Source organism: Glycomyces endophyticus (assembly GCF_039531525.1).
GTDB lineage: Bacteria > Actinomycetota > Actinomycetes > Mycobacteriales > Micromonosporaceae > Glycomyces > Glycomyces endophyticus.
In genome coordinates, this window is record NZ_BAAAQF010000005.1 from 324,384 (window position 1) to 344,954 (window position 20,571).

General features: G+C 71.2%; 22 protein-coding genes. 10 read left to right on the top strand and 12 right to left on the bottom strand.

What is annotated here, in order from left to right; translation table 11 throughout:
• The first annotated feature begins 39 nt into the window (after positions 1-39).
• The 7 genes from ABD419_RS08220 to ABD419_RS08250 all read left to right on the top strand — a co-directional run bounded on the left by ABD419_RS08220 (position 40) and on the right by ABD419_RS08250 (position 7,602).
• A complete protein-coding gene (locus ABD419_RS08220; RefSeq protein WP_344484282.1) occupies positions 40-1,344 on the top strand; it encodes a sensor histidine kinase in 1,305 nt (434 codons plus the stop codon).
• A 29-nt stretch (positions 1,345-1,373) separates the two neighbouring features.
• On the top strand, positions 1,374-2,015 hold the full coding sequence (locus ABD419_RS08225) for a response regulator (RefSeq protein WP_344484285.1): 642 nt from the start codon (positions 1,374-1,376) through the stop codon (positions 2,013-2,015).
• Between the two features lie 4 nt (positions 2,016-2,019).
• Positions 2,020-2,439 carry a helix-turn-helix domain-containing protein gene (locus ABD419_RS08230; protein ID WP_344484288.1) on the top strand — a complete coding sequence of 140 codons (420 nt, stop codon included), beginning with the start codon at positions 2,020-2,022 and terminating at the stop codon, positions 2,437-2,439.
• A gap of 9 nt (positions 2,440-2,448) precedes the next feature.
• The gene (locus ABD419_RS08235) at positions 2,449-2,862 is read left to right on the top strand and encodes a VOC family protein (protein ID WP_344484291.1); all 414 of its coding nucleotides are present in this window, start codon (positions 2,449-2,451) and stop codon (positions 2,860-2,862) included.
• A 100-nt stretch (positions 2,863-2,962) separates the two neighbouring features.
• Positions 2,963-5,335: an ATP-binding cassette domain-containing protein gene (locus ABD419_RS08240; RefSeq protein WP_344484294.1), complete on the top strand. Its 2,373-nt coding sequence runs from the start codon at positions 2,963-2,965 to the stop codon at positions 5,333-5,335.
• 114 nt (positions 5,336-5,449) lie between these two features.
• Positions 5,450-6,112, top strand: coding sequence for a hypothetical protein (locus ABD419_RS08245; protein ID WP_344484297.1), 663 nt, complete (start codon positions 5,450-5,452; stop codon positions 6,110-6,112).
• A 227-nt stretch (positions 6,113-6,339) separates the two neighbouring features.
• Positions 6,340-7,602 (top strand): MFS transporter, encoded by a 1,263-nt coding sequence (locus tag ABD419_RS08250; RefSeq protein WP_344484300.1) that lies wholly within the window; start codon positions 6,340-6,342, stop codon positions 7,600-7,602.
• A gap of 250 nt (positions 7,603-7,852) precedes the next feature.
• On the opposite strand, the gene ABD419_RS08255 is transcribed toward ABD419_RS08250, so the two are convergent.
• Entirely contained in the window at positions 7,853-8,839 is a 987-nt protein-coding gene (locus ABD419_RS08255; protein WP_344484303.1) for a helix-turn-helix transcriptional regulator, read from the bottom strand.
• A 214-nt stretch (positions 8,840-9,053) separates the two neighbouring features.
• Between ABD419_RS08255 and ABD419_RS08260 the strand changes: the two genes are divergently transcribed.
• Both ABD419_RS08260 and ABD419_RS08265 read left to right on the top strand, forming a co-directional pair.
• Positions 9,054-9,638: a TIGR03086 family metal-binding protein gene (locus ABD419_RS08260; RefSeq protein ID WP_344484306.1), complete on the top strand. Its 585-nt coding sequence runs from the start codon at positions 9,054-9,056 to the stop codon at positions 9,636-9,638.
• Positions 9,639-9,870: 232 nt separating this feature from the next.
• The gene (locus ABD419_RS08265) at positions 9,871-10,647 is read left to right on the top strand and encodes a class I SAM-dependent methyltransferase (RefSeq protein WP_344484309.1); all 777 of its coding nucleotides are present in this window, start codon (positions 9,871-9,873) and stop codon (positions 10,645-10,647) included.
• Positions 10,648-10,783: 136 nt separating this feature from the next.
• On the opposite strand, the gene ABD419_RS08270 is transcribed toward ABD419_RS08265, so the two are convergent.
• From ABD419_RS08270 to ABD419_RS08280, 3 genes are all read right to left on the bottom strand, one after another.
• Positions 10,784-11,173 carry a VOC family protein gene (locus ABD419_RS08270; protein ID WP_344484312.1) on the bottom strand — a complete coding sequence of 130 codons (390 nt, stop codon included), beginning with the start codon at positions 11,171-11,173 and terminating at the stop codon, positions 10,784-10,786.
• 66 nt (positions 11,174-11,239) lie between these two features.
• Positions 11,240-11,764, bottom strand: a complete 525-nt coding sequence (locus tag ABD419_RS08275; RefSeq protein WP_344484315.1) for a VOC family protein — start codon at positions 11,762-11,764, stop codon at positions 11,240-11,242.
• A 39-nt stretch (positions 11,765-11,803) separates the two neighbouring features.
• Positions 11,804-12,481, bottom strand: coding sequence for a DUF6518 family protein (locus ABD419_RS08280; RefSeq protein WP_344484317.1), 678 nt, complete (start codon positions 12,479-12,481; stop codon positions 11,804-11,806).
• A gap of 170 nt (positions 12,482-12,651) precedes the next feature.
• Between ABD419_RS08280 and ABD419_RS08285 the strand changes: the two genes are divergently transcribed.
• On the top strand, positions 12,652-13,695 hold the full coding sequence (locus ABD419_RS08285; protein WP_344484320.1) for a hypothetical protein: 1,044 nt from the start codon (positions 12,652-12,654) through the stop codon (positions 13,693-13,695).
• A gap of 147 nt (positions 13,696-13,842) precedes the next feature.
• Here ABD419_RS08285 and ABD419_RS08290 read toward each other — a convergent pair whose 3' ends face one another.
• The 8 genes from ABD419_RS08290 to ABD419_RS08325 all read right to left on the bottom strand — a co-directional run bounded on the left by ABD419_RS08290 (position 13,843) and on the right by ABD419_RS08325 (position 20,491).
• Positions 13,843-14,712 (bottom strand): NAD(P)H-binding protein, encoded by an 870-nt coding sequence (locus ABD419_RS08290; protein WP_344484322.1) that lies wholly within the window; start codon positions 14,710-14,712, stop codon positions 13,843-13,845.
• Between the two features lie 205 nt (positions 14,713-14,917).
• Complete coding sequence (locus ABD419_RS08295; protein WP_344484324.1) at positions 14,918-15,553, bottom strand: hypothetical protein; 636 nt, start codon at positions 15,551-15,553, stop codon at positions 14,918-14,920.
• 14 nt (positions 15,554-15,567) lie between these two features.
• Positions 15,568-16,203 (bottom strand): hypothetical protein, encoded by a 636-nt coding sequence (locus ABD419_RS08300; protein WP_344484326.1) that lies wholly within the window; start codon positions 16,201-16,203, stop codon positions 15,568-15,570.
• 288 nt (positions 16,204-16,491) lie between these two features.
• The gene (locus ABD419_RS08305; protein ID WP_344484329.1) at positions 16,492-17,331 is read right to left on the bottom strand and encodes an alpha/beta hydrolase; all 840 of its coding nucleotides are present in this window, start codon (positions 17,329-17,331) and stop codon (positions 16,492-16,494) included.
• Positions 17,332-17,336: 5 nt separating this feature from the next.
• On the bottom strand, positions 17,337-17,633 hold the full coding sequence (locus ABD419_RS08310) for a hypothetical protein (RefSeq protein WP_344484332.1): 297 nt from the start codon (positions 17,631-17,633) through the stop codon (positions 17,337-17,339).
• 143 nt (positions 17,634-17,776) lie between these two features.
• The gene (locus ABD419_RS08315) at positions 17,777-19,033 is read right to left on the bottom strand and encodes a right-handed parallel beta-helix repeat-containing protein (RefSeq protein WP_344484334.1); all 1,257 of its coding nucleotides are present in this window, start codon (positions 19,031-19,033) and stop codon (positions 17,777-17,779) included.
• Positions 19,034-19,375: 342 nt separating this feature from the next.
• Positions 19,376-19,762, bottom strand: coding sequence for a DoxX family protein (locus tag ABD419_RS08320; RefSeq protein WP_344484336.1), 387 nt, complete (start codon positions 19,760-19,762; stop codon positions 19,376-19,378).
• A 168-nt stretch (positions 19,763-19,930) separates the two neighbouring features.
• Positions 19,931-20,491, bottom strand: a complete 561-nt coding sequence (locus tag ABD419_RS08325) for a TetR/AcrR family transcriptional regulator (protein ID WP_344484339.1) — start codon at positions 20,489-20,491, stop codon at positions 19,931-19,933.
• Positions 20,492-20,571 lie beyond the last annotated feature (80 nt).

A 20,571-nucleotide genomic window follows, 5' to 3' on the forward strand; every position in this document is an offset into this window, starting at 1 on the left:
CGCAGGTCGCAGCCCCGGTGCGGGTAGGCTTGCCGCACCATGTCGATGCCGGCCAATCCGATCACGCGGCGACTGGCCCTCCCCGGCTGGTCGGTCCTGCGATTCAGCCTCACGCTCGTCGCCGCCGCCCTCCTGGCCGCGGCGATCGCCACCGGGGTCCTGGTGGTGTTCTGGATCGGCATCCCCGTCGCCGTCGCCCTGTTCCTCGCCATCCGCGTCTGGGCCAACGCCCAGCGGCGCGTCATCGGCGAGCAGCTCGGCGTCGTCATCCCCGTCCCCTACCGCGAGCGGCCCAAGCACGCCCGCCTCGACCAGCAGGCGCTCCTGCTCATCCGCGAGGCCGCGACCTGGCGCGACGTCGCCTGGCTGGCGATCGACGCGACCCTCGGATTCGTCGTCAACCTCCTCTACCTCGGCGTGTTCGGCGTCGCCGTCTACTACCTGGTGCAGCCGCTGCTGCTGGTCACGCTGTTCCACACCGCGCCGAACCCGAGCGTCAACGACTTCGGGTTCTACGACTTCGACACGCCCGCGAAGACGCTGTTCCTCGTGCCGCTCGCGCTCGGCGCGGGCGTCGCCTGGTGGCGCTGGGGCGAGCTGTTCCTGCGCTGGTACTCCCACCTGGGCGTGCTCCTGCTCGGCCCGACCGCGAAGGCCGTCCTCACCGCCCGCGTCTCCGAGCTGCGGCAGTCCCGCGACCTCACCGTCGACTACGCCGCCGCCGAGCTGCGCCGCATCGAGCGCGACCTCCACGACGGCGCGCAGGGCCGCATCGCCGCCCTCAGCCTCACCCTCGGCATGGCCGAGGAGCTCCTGCACCAGAACCGGCCCGAGCAGGCCGTCGGGCTCGTCGCCGAGGCCCGCCAGACCTGCTCCGACGTGCTCGACGAGATCCGCCAGCTCGTGCGCGGCATCCACCCGCCCGTACTCGCCGACCGCGGCTTCACCGGCGCGCTCCAGGCCATGGCCCTGGACCACCCGCTGCCGGTGTCCGTCGTCGACCGGCTCGGCGAGAAGCTCCCCGCGCCCCTCGAAGCGGCCGCGTACTTCGCCACCAACGAGGTCCTCGCCAACATCACCAAGCACGCCGAGGCCACGCAGGTGCAGGTCATCGTCACCCACGAGCGCGGACTCGTCCGCATCGAGGTCCGCGACGACGGCCGCGGCGGCGCCGCCGTCGCCCCCGGCGGCGGCCTCGACGGGGTCGCCCGGCGCCTCGCCGCGTTCGACGGCACCCTCGACGTGGAGAGCCCCGAAGGGGGACCCACCACGGTCACCCTGTCGATCCCCGCCGTCCACACGGGCGTGCCCGCGACCGACAATGAGCGCCCGTCCGGGCGCTGAGCCCGGGCGACCGAGAGCAAGGAGCACCGATGGACGTCGTCCTCGCCGAAGACCACTCGCTCTTGCGGGACGGCCTCACCAGGGTGCTCGAAGCGCACGACTTCAAGGTCGTCGAGGCCGTCGACAACGGCCCCGCGCTCACCGCCGCGCTGCTGAAGCACCGCCCCGACGTGGCCGTCGTCGACATCCGCCTGCCCCCCACGTTCAAGGACGAGGGGCTGCGCGCCGCCATCGAGGCCCGCCGCCACATCCCGGCCCTGCCGATCCTCGTCCTCTCCCAGTACGTCGAGCAGCTGTACGCGCGCGAGCTCCTCGGCGACCGCCGCGGCGGCGTCGGCTACCTGCTCAAGGACCGCGTCTCGAACGTCGGCGAGTTCATCGAGGCGCTGCGCCGCGTCGCCGCCGGCGGCACCGCGATGGACCCCGAGGTCGTCGCCCGCCTCCTCGGCAAGCAGCAGAACCGCCTCGACCCGCTCACCCCGCGTGAGCGGGAGGTCCTCGGGCTCATGGCCGAGGGCCGCACCAACGCCGCGATCGCCGCGTCCCTGTACATCACCGAGAAGGCCGTGGGGAAGCACTCCGCGAACGTCTTCCGCAAGCTCGGCCTGGGCCAGTCCGAGGACGACAACCGCCGCGTGCTGGCGGTCCTGGCCTACCTCGAGGGAAACTGACGGGATGGAGCTGGAGGACCTCGCCCGGCTGCGGAAGGCCCGCGACGCCATGGACCGCGACTACGCGAAGCCGCTCGACGTGGCCGCGCTGGCGCGGATCGCGCTCATGTCGCAGGGCCACTTCTCGCGCAGTTTCCGGGCCGCGTACGGCGAGACCCCGTACTCGTATCTCATGACCCGCCGCATCGAGCGGGCGAAGGCCCTGCTCAGGCGGGGTGACATGACGGTGACGGAGGTGTGCTTCGCGGTCGGCGGCACCTCGCTGGGGACGTTCTCGACGCGCTTCACCGAGCTGGTGGGGGAGAGCCCGAGCGCGTACCGGGCCCGCGACCACGACAACGGCGCGAACATCCCCGCGTGCATCGCGAAGGCCTACACGAGACCGGTCAGGATTCGAGAAGCGAAGCCTCCCGCGTCCTCGTAGATTGGTGCCATGAGCATCAACCTTTCGCAGTGCTTCATCGCCGTCGACGACCACGACAAGGCCATCGCCTTCTACCGCGACGTCCTCGGCATGGAGGTCCGCAACGACGTCGGCTTCGAGGGGATGCGGTGGGTCACCGTCGGCTCCCCGGACCAGCCCGACGTGAACATCGTCCTCGAGCCGCCGCTCGCCGACCCGAACGCCTCGCAGGCCGACCGGCAGGCCATGAACGAGCTGCTCGCCAAGGGCCTCCTGCGCGGCGTCATCTTCGAGACCGACGACGTCGACGCGACCTTCGAGAAGATCAACGCCGCCGGGGCCGACGTCCTCCAGGAGCCCATGGACCAGCCGTACGGGGTGCGCGACTGCGCGTTCCGCGACCCGGCCGGGAACATGATCCGCTTCAACCAGCCTCGTAAGTAGACGCTTTCCATTCGTAAGGTCCTCGGGGCTGTCGCCCGCCGCCGGTATCCTCGGCGGCGGGCCGTCCCCGGCCCCGGAGACAGATGGAGACCACCACACCATGGCCACCAGCAACAACACACCCAATCCGGCCGACGCGCACGACCTCATCCGCGTGCAGGGCGCACGCGAGAACAACCTCAAGGACGTCAGCGTCGACCTGCCGAAGCGCCGCCTCACCGCCTTCACCGGCGTCTCCGGCTCGGGCAAGAGCTCGCTCGTGTTCGCCACGATCGCGGCGGAGTCGCAGCGGCTCATCAACGAGACGTACTCCGCGTTCGTCCAGGGCTTCATGCCGACCCTCGCCCGCCCCGAGGTCGACGTCCTCGACGGCCTGACCACGGCGATCATCGTCGACCAGGAGCGCATGGGCGCGAACATCCGCTCCACCGTCGGCACCGTCACCGACGCGAACGCGCTGCTGCGCATCCTCTTCAGCCGCCTGGGCGACCCGCACATCGGCGGGCCCGGCGCGTTCTCCTTCAACGTCCCCTCGGTCTCGGCCTCGGGCGCGATCACCGTCGAGCGCGGCGGCAAGACCATCGCCGAGAAGGCCTCGTTCAACCGGCTCGGCGGCATGTGCGCCCGCTGCGAGGGCGTCGGCTCGGTCAACGACTTCGACCTGACCGCGCTGTACGACGAGGAGAAGTCCCTCAACGAGAGCGCGATCCTCATCCCCGGCTACTCCATGGACGGCTGGTACGGGCGGATCTACCGCGCCTCGGGCTTCTTCGACGCCGACAAGCCGATCAAGAAGTACAACAAGCGCGAGCTCCACGACCTGCTCTACAAGGAGCCCACCAAGATCAAGGCCGAGGGCATCAACGTCACGTTCGAAGGCCTCATCCCCAAGATCCAGAAGTCGATCCTCTCCAAGGACGTCGAGGCGATGCAGCCGCACATCCGCGCGTTCGTGGAGCGGGCCGTCACCTTCCAGACCTGCCCCGAGTGCGAGGGCACCCGCCTCGGCCCCGAGGCCCGGTCCTCCAAGATCAACGGCGTGTCGATCGCCGACGCCTGCCGGATGCAGATCTCCGACCTCGCCGAATGGGTCGCCGGCATCGAGGACGCCTCGGTGGAGCCGCTCCTCAAGTCGCTGCGCGACCTCCTCGGGTCGTTCGTGGAGATCGGCCTCGGCTACCTCTCCCTCGACCGCCCCTCCGGCACGCTCTCCGGCGGCGAGGCCCAGCGCACCAAGATGATCCGCCACCTCGGGTCCTCGCTCACCGACGTCACGTACGTGTTCGACGAGCCCACCGTGGGCCTGCACCCGCACGACATCGAGCGCATGAACAACCTCCTGCTCCAGCTGCGCGACAAGGGGAACACGGTCCTCGTCGTCGAGCACAAGCCCGAGGCCATCGCCATCGCCGACCACGTCGTGGACCTCGGCCCCGGCGCGGGCACCGAGGGCGGCACCGTCCAGTTCGAGGGCACCGTGGAGGGCCTGCGGGCCTCCGGCACCCTCACCGGCCGCCACCTCGACGACCGCGCGACGCTCAAAAACGAGGTGCGCACCCCCACCGGGAAGCTCGAAGTGCGCGGCGCGAACGACAACAACCTCCAGAAGGTCGACGTCGACATCCCGCTCGGCGTCCTCTGCGTCGTCACCGGCGTCGCCGGGTCCGGGAAGTCCTCGCTCATCCACGGCTCGGTCGCCGGCCTGGACGGCGTGGTCGCGATCGACCAGGGCGCCATCAAGGGCTCGCGCCGGTCCAACCCCGCGACCTACACGGGCCTGCTCGAACCGATCCGCAAGGCCTTCGCCAAGGCCAACGGCGTCAAGCCGGCCCTGTTCAGCGCCAACTCCGAGGGCGCGTGCCCGACCTGCAACGGCGCCGGCGTCGTCTACATGGACCTCGGCATCATGGCCTCGGTGTCCACCACCTGCGAGGAGTGCGAGGGGAAGCGGTTCCAGGCCGCGGTCCTCGAGTACAAGCTCGGCGGCAAGGACATCAGCGAGGTCCTCGGCATGTCGGTCGCCGAAGCGGTGGCGTACTTCGCCGACGGCGAGTCGAAGATCCCGGCCGCGCACAAGATCGCGGACCGCCTGCACGACGTCGGCCTCGGCTACATCAAGATCGGCCAGCCGCTCACCACCCTCTCCGGCGGCGAGCGCCAGCGCCTCAAGCTCGCGACCCACCTGGGGGAGAAGGGCGGCGTGTACGTCCTCGACGAGCCGACCACCGGCCTCCACCTCGCCGACGTCGAGAACCTCCTCGGGCTCCTCGACCGGCTCGTCGAGTCCGGCAAGTCGGTGATCGTCATCGAGCACCACCAGGCGGTCATGGCCCACGCCGACTGGATCGTCGACCTCGGCCCCGGCGCCGGCCACGACGGCGGCAAGATCGTCTTCGAGGGCACCCCGGCCGAGCTCGTGAAGCACAAGAAGTCCTTGACCGGCAAGCACCTCGCCGAGTACACGGGGGCGTAGGCCCGCCTGACGGATCGGGGCGCGGGAGCGCCCCGATCCGACACCCCACCACGCCCGCTACCCCTGGGATCCGCCAATATGATGCCGCCCAAGGACTCCCGTGTGGAGTCAGCCGTGTCCGACACGCTGCGGACGCACGACCTCGTCGTCATCGTGCTCGCGATCGCGCTCATCGCACTGCTGCCGTGGCTCCTCGCGAGCGCCGGGAGCGAGCCCGCCGAGTACCGCGACCACCGAACCGGCCGAGACATGACCGCGCCCGCCTGGGTCGGCGTGCTCGTCTTCGCCCTCCCGTTCGTCGTCTGGGCCGGCATGAAGGCGTGGAACCGAGCCGCCAAGCCCACCGCGGCGACGGTCGGTCCCGGCGGTGTCCGCCTCCACCGCGAGATCGCCGGCCTGTACCTGCGCGGCGAGACGCCCGCGGTCGACCTCGCATGGAGCGAGGTGCGCCGAATGGTGCTGTGGCGCAGGAGGAAGCGCTGGCTCGGAGTCCTCCCGGGCTGGGAGACGCGGGTCGGGGTCGAGCGGACCGACGACTGGTACCAGGTCTCCCGCCGGGACCCGACTCCCAGTGAGCTGCAGAGCCGCGGCCACCGCAAGGACGGCTCCCCGGTCCGCCTCGGCTCGATGCTGCACACCCGCAGCGTGAAGCTCACCCCGAGGGCCGCCCGCCGTCTCGCGGCCGCGGTCGCCCGCTACGCCATGGGCGTCGAGTTCGCCGACGAGCGCACTCCAGGCAAGCCTCGCCCGGTCGAACCCCTCGACTCCCGCGGCTGATCAGGCCGGCCATCGGCAGCCGCAACCGGCCCGGCCGTATCGCCCGACCGCACCCGCGACGGCCGAGCCGCCGGGTCGACCATCCTCCGCCGAGCCGAGCCGAGCCGAGCCGAGCCGAGCCGAGCCGAGCCGACCGCCGCCCTCGTTCTCCTGCCCAGAAACTGTGACGGGACTTACTCCGATCCACTGACACACTTTGTCAGTGGACCTGCCGCATGCTCCTCCCCATGACGACGACCATCGCCCGCCCCGCCATGCCGCCCGCCCCCGCGGCGCTCCCGCCCCGGAACCGGGCCGAGCGCCTGCTCCTGCCCGCCACGTTCATCACCAGCCTCGGCAACGGCATTCAGCTCGTCGCCGCCGCCGTCCTGGTCTTCACCACCGGGCAGAGCGCGCTCGCGGTCGGCTGGCTGTACATCCTCGTCTCGATCCCGCCCGCGCTCCTGTCGCTGTGGTTCGGCACGATCGCCGACCGCTTCGACCGCCGCACCCTCTGCCTGATCGCCGACCTGGTCAGCGCCGTCGCCGCCGCGTTCCTCCCGGTCTGGATCCTCACCGGCGGCGACCCCGGGCCGGTCGCGTACGGGATCGCGTTCGCGCTCTCGCTGCTGTCGGCGATGTTCATGCCCGCGAGCAACGCCCTCGTCAAGGAGCGCGTCCACCCGGCCCGCACGGCCCGCTTCAGCGCCCACTACGAGATGGCGATGCAGCTCGGCCTGCTCCTGTCGGCCGCCGTCGGCGGCATCCTCATCCACTACGTCGGCACCACGCCGCTGTTCATGTTCAACGGCGTCACGTTCCTCGCCTCCGCGGTCGCCCTGTGGGCCATCCGCAAAGCCCCCGCGCGCCCCGACACCGCCGACCACGAGGCCGGTGCGGACGGCCTGCGGGGCGCGCCGCTGGTGCGGCTCGGCCTGCTGTACGCGTGCGGCCAGACGATGATCATGGTCAGCAACACGACCCTGATCGTGCTGGTCTACGACGCGTTCCACCGGGGCGCGGGCGTGTACGGGATCGTCGACGCCCTCGCCGGCCTCGGTTTCTGCGTCGCCGCGGCGCTGTACCCGCGGGTGAGCGCCCGCTTCGGCGAGTTCCGGACGGCCGTCGCGGGAGGGATCGGGTGCGCGCTCATGTCGTTCGTGCTGCCGCTGCACCTGACGGCGCTGCTGCTCGCCGTCCCGCCCGCCGCGTTCATGGTGGGGCTCTCGCGGGTCGGGATGCGCTCGATCCTGCTGCGATCGGTCTCCGAACGCCGCGCCGGCCGCCTCTTCGGCGCCGTCAACGCCGCCGGCCTCGGTCTGAGCGCGGCGATGACGGTCCTGGTCGCGGCGATCGCCGACGCCACCCACATCCGCTACGGCTTCTACGTGCTCGGCGCCTGCTGCGCCCTCGGCACCGCCGCCACGGCGTTCAGCCTGCGCGGCAAGGTGCCCGGATCTGCGGTCCCCGAGGTCGGGAGTGTCGAATCGCAGGCCTCTTCGCAAGGGTGACACCGGGGTCCGACATGCGCCGCCGGTGCCGGTGCCGGGGCTGGGGTCGAGGCCAGGATCAGGGCTGGCGTTAGGGCCGCCGCGCGCTCCGCGCGGCGGCCCCAGCACCGAACAACGCGAGAGGTCTGGGCCGGTCCGGGAACCAGCTCCGCCGGGCCGATCCGGTGTCTGGCTTGACCGGATCTGTCCGGCGTCCTTGCCGGTCAGGTCGGTGTTCGGCTCGGCCGGGTCGGTCCGATGGCCCTGTCGGCTAGGCCGGTTCGGTGTTCGGCTCGGCGTGGAGGTCGAGGACGGCCTGGGCCCGTTCGCGCATCATCGCGCGCAGGGAGGCCGGCTCGATGACCTCGACCCCGGCGAGTTTCATGAGCTCGCCGGAGGCGACCCACTCGGTCTCGATCGGGATGGTCGCCACGGCCCGGCCCTGCTCGTCTCGCGGGGCCCGGGTGATCGCGGCGGCGGTGTCGGCGTCGAGGTTGTCCGGGGCGCGCTCGACCGCGTCGGGGGAGCAGCGGACCACCGCTTCGCCCCGGTACCGGCGGGCGTCGAACGCGTCGAGGTTCTCGGCCCACCAGGCCGCCAGGTCGAAGTCCTCGGGCCGGTCGAACTCCTCCTCGGTCTTGGCCGCCGCCATCAGGTTCGCGACCTTGTACGGCAGCACCGGCCCCGTCCCCTGCGAGGCCGCCAGGTACCAGCGGCCGCCCTTGAGGACCAGGCCCAGCGGCCGCAGGTCGCGCTCGACCTCGCGCGGCTCCTTCCAGCGCCAGTAGCGGACGCGGACCGTGCGCCGCTCCCACGCCGCGTTCGCGACCAGCGCGAGCAGCGGCACCGGCTCGGCGCGCTGGAACCAGGCCACGACGTCGAGGTGGAACAGCTGCCGCGCCCGCTCGGCCCGGTCGCGCTGCTGCGGCGACAGTGCGGCCGAGAGCTTCAGCTCCAGGGCCGCCAGCTCGGTCTGGAGCCCCAGGTCCGTCGCGGCCTGCGGCACGCCGCTCAGCGCGAGCGCCTCGGCCTCGCCCTCGGTGACTCCGGTCAGGCGCGTCCGGTACCCCTCGACGAGCCGGTACCCACCCTCGTGCCCGCTCTCCCCGTAGATCGGGATGCCCGCGCCCGCAAGCGCTTCCGCATCGCGGTAGACGGTCCGCACGGACACGCCGAGCTCCGCCGCGAGCGCGTCGGCGGTCATCCGCCCGCGCTGTTGGAGCAGGAGCATCATCGACACCAGGCGGCCAGCACGCATGACCGCAAGTATCCGCGCAGGCTCGACATCCCGGCTCAGGGCCGTCCCTCGACCATCCGGGCGCCGGCGTGCGCCGCTGCGGACGCACCCCCGGCAATGCCACGGCCCTGGAAAAATCCGGGGATCTAGTGGAACGGAACATTCCCGTCTGCTATGCTTGGATCATGAGGAGGTCCGGGAATCCGGACCAGGCCCGAACGCGAAGGAACACGACATGACCACCCAATGGAACCTGCTGACCGAGGCCCACGCCGCGCTGCTCGACGTCGTCAAGGGCGTCAAGGCCGAGGACTGGAACCGCCCCACTCCCTGCTCGGAGTGGACCGTCGCGCAGGTCCTCCAGCACGCCGTCGGCGACCAGCTCGGGTTCGCCTCGGCCATCACCGGCGGCGACGGCCCCTCCTGGAACCCCTTCGCCCCCTCCGGCGAGCCGATCGCCGACCCGGTCGAGTTCACCCTTCTCGGCACCACCGCTGCGGCCGACGCCTGGGCCACCATCCCCGAGGACGCCGCCGAGGTCCCGGTCCCCGTGCCGCCCAACGTCCTCGACGCGGTCACCGGTGTCGGCGCCTGCGCCCTCGACGCCGCCGTCCACGCCTGGGACATCGCCGTCGCCACCGGCCAGCCGCAGCCGCTCTCCCAGTGGGCCGCGGGCGAGATCCTGATCGCCGCCAAGCAGATCGTCGAGCCCCTGCGCGCCTGGGGCGCCTACGCCCCCGCGGTCGACGGCGCCGAAGGCGACGACGCGGTGGCCGAACTCCTGCGCTACCTCGGCCGCGACCCGAAGTGGACCGCCTGAGCATTTCACCGATGAGGGGCCGCGGCAACGCCGCGGCCCCTCACCGCCGCAACGGGCCGTGCCGCCGGACTCGCCGCGCCGGTTCAGAGATGAACGGACCGGGTCGGGGACTCGGCCCGAGTCCCGGGCTGAGTCCCCGACCGGGTCCGGGTCCCGGACCCTCCGGCAAAACCCTTTGCGGCCAGGCACCATGCGCCCTACGCTCGCTTCCACCACCACGATGGGAGACCCCTTGACGGCACGGGCGCGCAGCACCGACTGGGACTACGGCGAGCTCTCCGCCCGCATCTACCAGCTCGACAAGCCCGCGGGCAGGTCGCTCGGCGGCGATGTCGAGTTCTACACCCGGCGCCTCGCCGGTGTCGAGGGCGCGATCCTCGAACCGGCGGTCGGCACGGGCCGCATGCTGATACCGCTGCTGCGGGCCGGGCTGCGCGTCACCGGCTACGACCTCTCCGAGCACATGCTCGGCATCTGCCGCGACAATCTCGCCGCCGCCGGTCTCACGGCCGAGGTCTTCGTCGGCGACATGACCGAGCACGCCGAACCCGGTGCGTACGAGGCGATCCTGATCCCGACCGGCTCGATCGTCCTGCTGCCCGACCGTGAGTCCACCGTCCGGGCGCTCCGGCACCTGCACGAGAGCCTGCGGCCGGGCGGGCGCCTGTTCGTGGACGTGCCGCCGCCGCGTCTGCTCACGGGTCCGGGTCCGCTGCGGCACTGGCCGGACGGCGAGTCGGAGCTGCTCACCCTCCAGACCATGCACGTCGGCTACGACGAGGTCGCCCAACGCGTGGTCCGCTGGCTGCGCTACGAGCTGTGGCGGGACGGGCGGCTCGTCGAGACGCAGCTCCAGAACAGCGGCATGCTGTGCTTCGGGGTGCAGGAGTTCCGGCAGCTCCTCCGCGAGGCCGGGTTCAGCGAGGTCCGGGTGTACGGGGACTACGAGGACGGTGCCGACCTCGATCCGAGCGCTTCGCTCTGGACGTTCGAGGCCGCCCGGACCTGACGGCCGAACCGCCGGCACGCAGACGCCCAATGCGACGAAGCCGGCTCCCGCGACACTCCGGTCAACGGGGTCGGCTTACGCAATGCCCGGCTACTCCGGGCGTCAGGTCTGCGTGTTCTCTTTGACGCCGTCGGGGTTAGAAGCTGGCGAGCTCCTCGGGGGTGAAGGCCCGCAGAATGCAGAACTCGTTGCCGGCCGGGTCGGTCATGACGACCCAGGACTTGTCCCCGCCTTGGCCGACGTCGACTCGGGTCGCCCCCATGGCCTCGGCCCGGGCGACTTCCGCGGCCTGGTCGTCGGGACGGAGGTCCAGGTGGATGCGGTTCTTGGTGCTCTTTCCCTCCGGGACCTTGATGAAGAGGAGGTCCGGCGAGACGCCGTCCTGCGGGCTGCCCTCGGCCGGTTCCAGGACCACTTCATTCTCGGTGTCGTGCGTGATCCGCCAACCCAGCAGCTCGGCCCACCAGGGGCCGAGCGTGCGCGGGTCGGCGGCGTCGACGACGATGCATTGCCAGTTCAGAGTCATTCGGCGACCCTAGTGGCACGAGGGCCTGAATCCAAGAGATTTTCGGATGCTCCCTGATTGCACGGGTTATTCGGGATTGACCGGGCGGCTCGACCGGCCTTCGCGGCCGGTCATCTCGGCGTCGAAGGTCTTCTGCGCGTCCTCCATGACCTCGGCGAAGCCCGGAGCGTTCATGCGCCTCCAGGACTCCTCGTCCGACACGTCCTCGATGTGGGACATGATCCACCAGATGTTCCCGAAGGGGTCGCGGATCCGGGCGCCGCGGTCGCCCCAGGCGGCGTTCGACAGCTCGGTCACCACGCGGGCGCCGGCCTTGACCGCCTTCTCGACGGTCGCGTCGGGGTCGGCGACCCAGATGCGCAGCAGCGCAGGGAGCGCGGGCCAGTCGGGGCGGCGGTCGAAGGCCAGCAGCATCGTGTCGCCGACCCGGATCTCGGCGTGGCCGATGCTGCCGTCCTCGGTTGCGACGCGGTCGGTCTCGACGCCGTCGAAGACCTCGGTGAGGAAGTCGAGGAGCTTGCCGGTGTCCTCGGTGACGAGCCACGAGGTGACGGTGGTGTAGCCCTCGGGCTGGAAGTGCACGGTGGTCATGTCTGCTCCTTGTCGGGTGCTGCGTACATGCCCATCATATCAGAACGGAATTATTTGTTCCGCAGGGAGTCGGGATCCGAACCCTGCCAGTGTGAAACCCGCGAAACCAAGGGCGGCAAGCGGAACCGCGGCCGCGAGGGCGCAGAACCGAATCTTCCAGGACTGGGCCGCAGCGAGAATGAGCGCGATGCCGATCGCGGCGGTGACGGCGGCCGTGGCGAGGCTGTCGGCCCGGTACTCCTCGCCCCCGTCCGGGCTGCGGCGGAGCAGGACGGCGGCCTCGGACAGGAACACCGCACCGATGGCGGCGAGTCCGATCACCGAGCGCCACAGGGAAGCCGAGCGGGCCCAGGCGCCGAACGTCCCGAAGACCACACCCGCGAGGATGCCGAAGGCCATCCAGATGAAGGAGGTCGGGGACCAGAGGTTGGCGATGTCGTCGTTCTGGACGAGCGTCGCGGCGAGGTAGTAGCTCTCGACCGCGATCACCAGGAGGACCGTCCCGGCGAGGGCGGGCTGCCAGCGTCCGGCGCGCACCCACGCGCCGATGGCGAACGCGCCGACCGCCCAGACCGCGCTTGAGTTGGCGAGGTTCGCCCACGGGTAGGGGAGTTCGCGCTGGGCGACGAGGTCGACCGCGCCGAGGGCGAGGCCGCCGACGATCGCGACCGCCAGGATCAGGGGAAACGGGCGAACGGGAGCGGAGTTGTCGGGCATGGCGGGGAGTATTCCATGCAGGCCGGGGCCTCGACTCGGCGGGGATACCGGGTATACATTCGGTGGTGCCGATTCCGAACGCGGCTGCTTGGCGGCGGCGCATTAGGATGCCAAACGCATCGACCTCCCCCTCATGCGCCCGCCCTGCCCGCCCTACTACGGAGAGCCCCGTGACCTACCCTCCGCCGAACCCGTACGACCCGAACCAGACTCCCGGCGCCGGCCAGCCGCAGCAGCCCTACGGGCAGCCGTCGCAGCCCGCGTACGGCGCGCCCTCGCCCCAGCCCGGGGGCGCGTACGGCGCACCGTCCCAGCCCGGCCTCCCGCCCCAGTCCAGCGGGTACGGCGCGCCTGCGCAGCCCGGCCCGTACGGCGCCCCGCAGCAGCAGCCCGGCTTCCCGCCGCCTCCCGGCGGCCCCTACGGCGCGCCGCCGATCCCGCCGCCCTCGGGCGGCCGCGGCGGCGGACTGCTCGGCAAGATCCTCGGCGGCGCCGGGGCCCTGCTCATCGGCATCGTCATCGTCGTGGTCCGCGCGCTGGCCAACGACAGCGGCAGCGACTCCAACGACACCGCGAACGACACGGTCACCGACACCGCCACCGACACCACGCTCACCGACCAGGAGATGGAGGCCGTCGAAGCGGCCGAGGTCGGCGACTGCATGTCCGACGCCGAGGTCGACGCCACGGCGGACCTGATCGTGCCGTGTGACGACGCCGCCGCGTTCTGGACCATCACGAAGGTCTCCGACGACTCCGGCGCCTCGGTCGGCATTCTGGGCGACCTCGACGACACCGCGCCCGTCGCGGAGGTCTGCGGCCAGGAGTTCCTCGGCTGGACCCCCGGCGTGGTCTGGCAGTCCTACCAGGTCGTCTACACCGAGACGATCGAAGGCGCGGGCGGCCCGGTGGACTTCCTCTACTGCATCGAGGCCATCGACAAGGAGGACGCCGACGGCGGCCGCCCGATCGTGCCCGACGTCGGCGACTGCACCGACGGGACCCTGCGGACCTTCGACTGCGGCAACGCGGCCGCCCTCTACGTCGTCGACGACATCGAGCTCTACGACCCGCCGGTCGACGAGCTGACGTTCGACTACATGACCGCGCTGGGCGGATGCCCGTCCTCGGACTATTACGCCACCCCGGTGACCAGCGGCGACGACATCCTGCCGCAGGTCTACATGGCCTACTGCAGCAGCGACAACGCCTGACCCGACGCGTCGAGGCCGGCCCGGGGCGAAAGCCCCGGGCCCGCCTCGTTCGCTACGGTGAGCGTCTCGGACAGGACGCCGACCGCCTGGCCCACTGATGCGGGCGTCCCGGACCGGACGCTGGCGGTCGCGACCGGGAGGTCCGCATCAGGCGTCGGGAGCGTCGGTCCACACGCCCGTCTTCGCGGTGTCGACCGCCCAGTCCGCGAAGCGGATCGGGTCGCGGCCGAGGATCTGCTTGACGTCGCCGGTGGCCTCGGCCATCGTGCCGTTGCGCATGAACTGGTACATGATGTTGAGGAAGCCCACCAGCTCCTCGGGCAGGCCCGCGGCGCGCATGGCCGCGTCGTGCTCCTCGGGGCTCTCGGCGCGGAACGACACGGCCTTGCCGGAGGCGGCGGCGATGGCCGCGACAGCGTCGTCCATCGACAGCGACTCCGGGCCGGTGATCTCGTAGACCTTGCCGGCGTGGCCGTCCCGGGTCAGCACGGCGGCGGCCGCGGCCGCGATGTCGTCGGCCGCGATGAGCGGCTCGGTGGTGCCGGCGAGCGGCAGCGCCACATCGCCGGAGAGCACGGCGGGGAGGTAGTCGCCCTCGCTGAAGTTCTCGTTGAAGTTGTTGGCCTGGAGGACGGTCCACTCGATCCCCGAGGCCTGCACGGCGACCTGGGCCGCGTGCATGCCGATCACCTCGTGGCCGATCCCGGCCAGTGCGGAGAGCTCCTCGATGCGGCGGCCGGACTGGGAGACCAGGCGGCGGACGCCGGACCGGACCGCGGTCGCCACGAACTCGTCGGCGGGGAACGGGTGGTCCGGCGGGATCACGTAGACGGCGGTGACGCCATCGAGGGCGGCGTCCCATGTGGAGGGATCGGTCCAGTCGAAGGGGATCTCGGTGTGGCGGGAGACGGCGCGGACGTTCCGTCCGTCTGCGTGCAGGACCTCGACGAGGCGGCGGCCGATCTTGCCGGTGGCGCCGGTGACGAGGATGGTCTCGGTGGTGCTGGTTTCGCTCATGAGGTAAGTCAACCGCGGATCTCGTAGCGGATGAATGCTCGTGGAGCCACGTTCGATGCGCGATCGTCTACGGGCGCCCGGCTTCGCCGAATCGTGGAGACCGGGCCGGGGGTGGCGATCCCCCGGCCCGGCGCGGTCCCTGAGGCGTGCGGGACCGCGGGGTCGCGGGCGGCCCGCGGAGGCCACCCGCGACTGGTCGTGCGGGTCAGCCCGCGGCGAGCGCCGCGAGGGCGGCGTTGGCCGCCTCGAACTCCTTCATGGCCGCTTCGATGTTCGGCTGCGGCTCCGGGTCGAGGGCGGCGAGCTGCATGTACCGGATGCCGGCCTCCAGCGCGGCCCCGTAGGCGAGGTTCGGCTCGGGTTGCGGGTCGCCGTACGTCTTGCCGCTCTTGGGATCGACCCAGGCGAACTCCTTGTAGGACACCTCGCCGCCCTTCTCGACCAGCTTGGCGGCCGAGTAGAAGACGCCGGCGGCCTCGGTGCGGAGCTCCTCGGCGAGCTTCTCGTCCTTGGTCAGGCTCGCCTGGGCGAGCAGGATCTGGCCCTGGCCGAGCTGGTCGACGAAGTCGACGCGGTCGGCCGGGTTGACGGCGTAGTCCTCGAACCGGAACGAGGGCAGGCACACCCAGCATTCCGGCGGCCACCACTTGCGCGGGCCGGCCACCGGGACCTCGATCGTGTAGCAGTGCAGTTCGAGGTACCCGTCCTCGTTGAGGACCCACATGCAGAAGGTCATCGTCGGGTTGCCCGCCTGGGCCGGGGCCTGCACGAGCAGGACCGAGGAGAAGGCGAGGACGATCGCGGCGATCAGGCCCGTGACGATGCGGACGGATCGGTTCATGGTCGGGGTCTTCATCACTGCGCCGCCAGGTCGGAGAGGTTGTCGTACGCCTTGTCGAAGTGCGCCAGGGCGGCGTCGACGGGCGGGTCGGGCTGCGGGTCCCACAGGTCCGCCTGGAGCAGGCCGATGCCCGCGGCGATCTCCGCTCCGGCGTTCGGGAGCCACGGGAGCGGGCTGGGGTCTTCGAGGGTCTTCCGGTTCTTCGGGTCCCAGAGTCCGGTGCCGGCGAGCTCGATCGGGTACTTCTCGACGGCCTTCGCGGCTTCGAGGAAGTGGCCGGCGGCCTCGGCGCGGAGCTGCGCGGCGAGCTTCTCGTCGTCGGTGAGGTGCGAGCGGGCGAGGGTGTCGAAGCCCTTGGTGAACAGCTCGTTGAAGTCCTTCTGGGCGACCGGGTCGATGTCGTACTTCCAGAAGTCGAGGAACACCCCGCATTGCGGGCAGATGTCCGGCGGCCACTTCGGACCGAGCTCGGGGATCTCGATCCAGTAGCAGTCGTAGAACGTGCCGCTGCCGACGGGGTTGTCGACCTCGACGCAGACGAGGAGGCGGCCGGACTTGGCCTGGGCCGGTGAGGACGGTGCGAGGGCGAACGCGACCGCGGCGATGAGGACCGCCGCCGCGGCGAGGAGTCTTCGGAGGATGAGGCGCATTGGCACTCCTTGGGGGAAGGGTGGATCGCCGCCTCAGTATGGAGTCGCCGCGCGCTGACCGTGGGTACACGGGGAGGGGGCGGCCTGGGGCCATATTGGTCCAATGGGGACTAACGGCCGGTTCGGCGGCTTTTGCCGAGCCGAACCGGCCGGGAAGTTGGCACGCGGTGTGCCACCGCCAGGGGGCCTGTGCGGGACGCCGTTCGGTTCGAGCGCCGAGCGGCCGCCGTGAGGCTCGGGTCCCGTCCTGCTGGTCCGGGCGGCCGCCGTCCGGACGCGCGGCAGGCCCTAGGCGAGGCCCGCGAGGACGGCCGCGAAGCGCTCCGGGTGGACGAGGATGCCCGCGTGGCTCGACTCGAGGGTGTGCACGTCGAAGACGTTCCCGGGGGTGAGGGCGTCGGCCTCCTTGATGAAGAGGTCCTGGAGTTCGATCGGGATCGAGAGGTCCCGCGACAGGCGCACGTAGCTGCGTGGGATGCGGCCCCAGGTCTCGGCGTTCGCGCGGTCCTCGGGGCCGCCGGCGTCGCGGCTCTCGTCCGGGGTGAGGGTGCTGAGGAGGACGCGGAACTCGTCGTCGGTGCCGTCGGCGAGCATCGACTCCTTGAGCGCGCCCAGGAGCGCCGGGTCGGCGGTGCGCCAGTTCATGCGGACCGCGCCCAGGCGGGCCGGGTTCGCGGCGGCCACGCCGAAGACCTGGTCGAGGACGCTGCCGGCGTTCTCGGGGCGGGCCACGTACTCGCCGGGCGTGTGCTCGACGCAGCACCAGGCGGAGGCGTAGACGATGCGGTCGAACAGCTCCGGACGGCGGTTCGCGACGGCCGTGAGGGTCACGCCGCCGCGGCTGTGGGCCACGGCGACGACCGGCCCGTGGACCCTGGCGCGCTCCAGGACCGCGACGAGGTGGTCGACGTTCGCCTGGAGGCCGACGCCGTCGAGCTTCGAGGGCGCCACGGCCAGCTCCGCCGCGTCCTGGGTCTGGTACGCGGACGGCAGGCCCGCCGCGAAGCCGTGCCCCGGCAGGTCGACCGCGAGCGAGCGGTGCCCGAGGAGGGCCAGCTCCCGCTGCAGCGGGGCCCAGGAGAACGAGTTGGCGTTGGAGCCGTGGATCAGGACGAACGTCGGTGTCATGGCGCTCATGATTGCAAAGACTTCGATGCTTTGCGGCACCGGTTCTCCACGGTGTGCAACGCGTCGAGCACCGGGCCTGCGTCGAGGAGCTCGAAATCGACGTCGAACATGCACAAGAACGCAGCCATGGTCAGCGGATCGGACCCGCCGAGCACGAGCACGCAGCTGTGCTCGTCGACCGCCTCGACCACGCCGTCCCCCGCGTTGATGCCCGCGGCGATCCGCTCCGCCGGGGCCGCGAACCGGACCCGGACGTGCAGCGGCCAGGCCGCCGGGAAGAAGGGTCCTGGCAAATCGGACATCGATGGGCCCCCGGTTCCAACCCTGCCTCGGGGGTGTGACAGTGCTGAAAAGGTGAGGCCCTCCCGCGGATGCGGGAGGGCCTCACCGGGTCGGAGCGGTGCGGTCGGCGCCTGGGGTGCGGCCGGCCGGGCGGGTGGCGGCGCTAGACGAAGGAGGCGCCGAGGTTCGGGTAGTTCTTCGGGACCAGGAAGTTCGTGGAGGCGATGGAGCCGTCTGCGGCCCGGGGGCCGGTGATCACGGAGGTGCTGGTGTTGGCGAGGTCGGCGTCCTTCCAGCTCGACTTGATGTTCCAGGAGTTCCCCGATCCGGTGGACGAGCCGAGGGCGACCGGGGTCGCGTTGTTCACCGCGAGGTTCGCGGTCAGGGTCGAGGTGGAGGAGTCGAAGTCGAAGCCGGTCTTGCCGTTCTTCCACGCGGTCGAGCGGCTGATCTGGAGCGAGCCGGGGTTGCCGTTGTCGGTGAAGCCGTGCGCGGAGTTGCGCCACGCCGAGGAGTTCACCACGACGTGGTTCGCGGGCAGGTCGTCATCGCCGCCGCCCATCTTGAACCCGTTGCCGTCGCCCGAGTAGTTCGGCAGGTTCCAGTGGTTGTAGCCGTTGCCCCAGGCGGCGGTCTCCTCGATGCGGATGGGGGACAGGAACTCCCAGGCGTCGAAGCCGTCGTCGGCGTTGTTCCACAGGCGCGCCCCGATCACCGTGTTGCCGGTGCCCGAGCCCTCCTTGATCGCGAGGCCGTCGGCGCTCTCGCCGTTCTTGCGGGGGTCGCGGTTGCCGTAGGAGTCGAGGTTGACGATGCGGTTGTTCGAGGACGCGCCCTGGATGTGCAGGCCCGACTCGTAGTTGTCGCGGGTGATGAGCCGGTCGTACACGTTCCCGTTCGAGTCGAGCGCGAAGATCGCGTAGGGGCCGTGGATGATCTCCAGGCGCTCGAAGCGCCAGTGGTCGCCCTCGACGTGGAGCGCGCCGCGGTCGGCGCGCGGGATCGAGGAGTCGACCGCGCCGGGCGTGTACGGCATGTTCTCGCCGTCGATGACGACCTTCTCGGTGCCGTAGGCCCGCATGGTGATCGGCGCGCTAGCGGTGCCGTTCGAGTTGACCTGGATATTGGTGCTCGGCGCGTATGTGCCGCCCCGGATCTGGATGACGGTGCCCGGGACCGCCTTGTTGACGGCGGCCTGGATGGTCAGGAGCGGGGCGGCGACGGTGCCGGGGTTCGCGTCGTTCCCGTTCGTGGCCACGGTGATCGTGGTGGTCTGCGCCGAGGCGGACTGGGTCCAGGCGAACGCGGAAGCGGTGGCGGCCGCGGCGGCGGCGAGCGCCGCGACGGCGAGCACCGCCCTCCGGGCCCAGCGCCGCGGCGCGGCGGAGCCGCGTGCGGAGTGCGGAAGTTCGGTGGTCATGTGAGGCTGACCCTCTCGTGAGTGCCGGTGACGAGATCGGTGAAGGCGCTTGCCAACGCCCGAAGGTTCACGGTAACCGCCAACATCGAAGAAAGTCAATGTCTGCGCGAGGATTCCGGTCTGCGCAGAATGTGAACGGAGGGTCCCGGCAATTCGGACATCGACGGGCCCCCGGCATCAACCCTGCCCGAGGGGTACGACATCGGTGGGGCGCCTGTGAACAGGCGAAACGTGAGCGGAGGGTCCGGGCAAATCGGACATCGATGGGCCCCCGGTATCAACCCTGCCTCGGGGGTGTGACAGCGAGGCAGGGGTGGGATGCGGATGAGAGCCGGGCCGGGTTCAGCCGGTGAAGGGCTCGATCGCGAAGCGCCCTATCGCGAGGAAGAGGGCGAGTGCGAGGTAGACCAGGTCGGGTGCGAGGGTCTTCCGCTCGCCGCGGCGGGCGCGCATGATGGCGGCCCCTGTGAACAGCAGGGCCACGCAGGCGGCGGTCACGGGCACCAGGATCGGCGCGATGTCGAGGGCGGCGGGCAGGATGAGGCCGAGTGCCGCCAGGAACTCCAGTGCCGCGAGCGCCCGCAGGAAGCCCGGGCTGAAGTCCATGATCCACCGGGCGGCCTCGCCGCCGGAGGCGGCGATCCTCTCCCGGGCGATGAACGCCTTGGAGGTGCTGGCGAGCAGGGCCGCGGCGAGCACGCCCGCGACGATCCACAGCGTGAGGTTCATGTCGTAATCCTCGGTTCTCGGGTCGGCGACCCGTTCACCTCCTTGACGGAGCTGCGCGCGACAAGCAGACGGATTTCGCCAGGCTTTTTCGCCGCGGATTCGCGGCACGGGTCGCGTCCGGCCGGAGGCGGCACGCCGGTGTGCGGCGTGCGGCCGCCGAGGCCCGGGTCAGCGGCCGTCCGGTGCGAGGGCGGCGCCGACGGCGCGGAGTCCCGCGACGACCTCGGTGGCGCTCGGGGCGCGCTCGGGGTCGATGAGGTGCTGGGACATGACGCCCATGATGAGGGCGAAGTGGACGGAGCCGGCCGCGCGCGGGGACGCCGAGCCGGGGGAGAGGTGGCCGGCGATCCCGGCGCGGGCCTGCTCCTGGGTCGCGGCGAGGCGCGAGCGGAGCTCCTCGTCGTGGAGGGTCTGCGCGAGGATCTCGATGTTGGCCTTCCACAGCGCGGGGTCGGCGCGGAAGGAGGCGATCATGCCCTCCCAGAAGGCGAGGAGCCGCGACTCGGGGTCGCCCGCGCCGACGTCGACGGTCATCATGCTGACGGCCAGCTCCCCGGACAGCTCGACCATCGCCTGGAGGAGCAGCCGGTCCTTGGTGCCGTAGTGGTAGCCGATGGAACCGAGGTTGGTGCCGGAGGCCTCGACGATGTCGCGGGCGGTGGTGCGGCTGTAGCCGCGCTCGACGAGGCAGCGCTTCGCGCCCTCCAGCAGGTCTTCCCGATGTCCCATGCGGTGATCCTAACCGGCGCCCTCGATTTATACAGACGTATGATACGTTTGTATAAATCGACGCCCGGCGTCGCCTGAGA

What these genes read in the sequence shown, in the direction of transcription:
- ABD419_RS08250 (WP_344484300.1), top strand. Translation starts at nt 6,340, where the DNA reads ATGACGACGACCATCGCCCGCCCCGCCATGCCGCCCGCCCCCGCGGCG.
- ABD419_RS08275 (WP_344484315.1), bottom strand. Translation starts at nt 11,764, where the DNA reads ATGACCACCGTGCACTTCCAGCCCGAGGGCTACACCACCGTCACCTCG.
- ABD419_RS08270 (WP_344484312.1), bottom strand. Translation starts at nt 11,173, where the DNA reads ATGACTCTGAACTGGCAATGCATCGTCGTCGACGCCGCCGACCCGCGC.
- ABD419_RS08280 (WP_344484317.1), bottom strand. Translation starts at nt 12,481, where the DNA reads ATGCCCGACAACTCCGCTCCCGTTCGCCCGTTTCCCCTGATCCTGGCG.
- ABD419_RS08305 (WP_344484329.1), bottom strand. Translation starts at nt 17,331, where the DNA reads ATGACACCGACGTTCGTCCTGATCCACGGCTCCAACGCCAACTCGTTC.
- ABD419_RS08290 (WP_344484322.1), bottom strand. Translation starts at nt 14,712, where the DNA reads ATGAGCGAAACCAGCACCACCGAGACCATCCTCGTCACCGGCGCCACC.
- ABD419_RS08230 (WP_344484288.1), top strand. Translation starts at nt 2,020, where the DNA reads ATGGAGCTGGAGGACCTCGCCCGGCTGCGGAAGGCCCGCGACGCCATG.
- ABD419_RS08325 (WP_344484339.1), bottom strand. Translation starts at nt 20,491, where the DNA reads ATGGGACATCGGGAAGACCTGCTGGAGGGCGCGAAGCGCTGCCTCGTC.
- ABD419_RS08300 (WP_344484326.1), bottom strand. Translation starts at nt 16,203, where the DNA reads ATGCGCCTCATCCTCCGAAGACTCCTCGCCGCGGCGGCGGTCCTCATC.
- ABD419_RS08315 (WP_344484334.1), bottom strand. Translation starts at nt 19,033, where the DNA reads ATGACCACCGAACTTCCGCACTCCGCACGCGGCTCCGCCGCGCCGCGG.
- ABD419_RS08260 (WP_344484306.1), top strand. Translation starts at nt 9,054, where the DNA reads ATGACCACCCAATGGAACCTGCTGACCGAGGCCCACGCCGCGCTGCTC.
- ABD419_RS08255 (WP_344484303.1), bottom strand. Translation starts at nt 8,839, where the DNA reads ATGCGTGCTGGCCGCCTGGTGTCGATGATGCTCCTGCTCCAACAGCGC.
- ABD419_RS08240 (WP_344484294.1), top strand. Translation starts at nt 2,963, where the DNA reads ATGGCCACCAGCAACAACACACCCAATCCGGCCGACGCGCACGACCTC.
- ABD419_RS08235 (WP_344484291.1), top strand. Translation starts at nt 2,449, where the DNA reads ATGAGCATCAACCTTTCGCAGTGCTTCATCGCCGTCGACGACCACGAC.
- ABD419_RS08225 (WP_344484285.1), top strand. Translation starts at nt 1,374, where the DNA reads ATGGACGTCGTCCTCGCCGAAGACCACTCGCTCTTGCGGGACGGCCTC.
- ABD419_RS08310 (WP_344484332.1), bottom strand. Translation starts at nt 17,633, where the DNA reads ATGTCCGATTTGCCAGGACCCTTCTTCCCGGCGGCCTGGCCGCTGCAC.
- ABD419_RS08320 (WP_344484336.1), bottom strand. Translation starts at nt 19,762, where the DNA reads ATGAACCTCACGCTGTGGATCGTCGCGGGCGTGCTCGCCGCGGCCCTG.
- ABD419_RS08220 (WP_344484282.1), top strand. Translation starts at nt 40, where the DNA reads ATGTCGATGCCGGCCAATCCGATCACGCGGCGACTGGCCCTCCCCGGC.
- ABD419_RS08295 (WP_344484324.1), bottom strand. Translation starts at nt 15,553, where the DNA reads ATGAACCGATCCGTCCGCATCGTCACGGGCCTGATCGCCGCGATCGTC.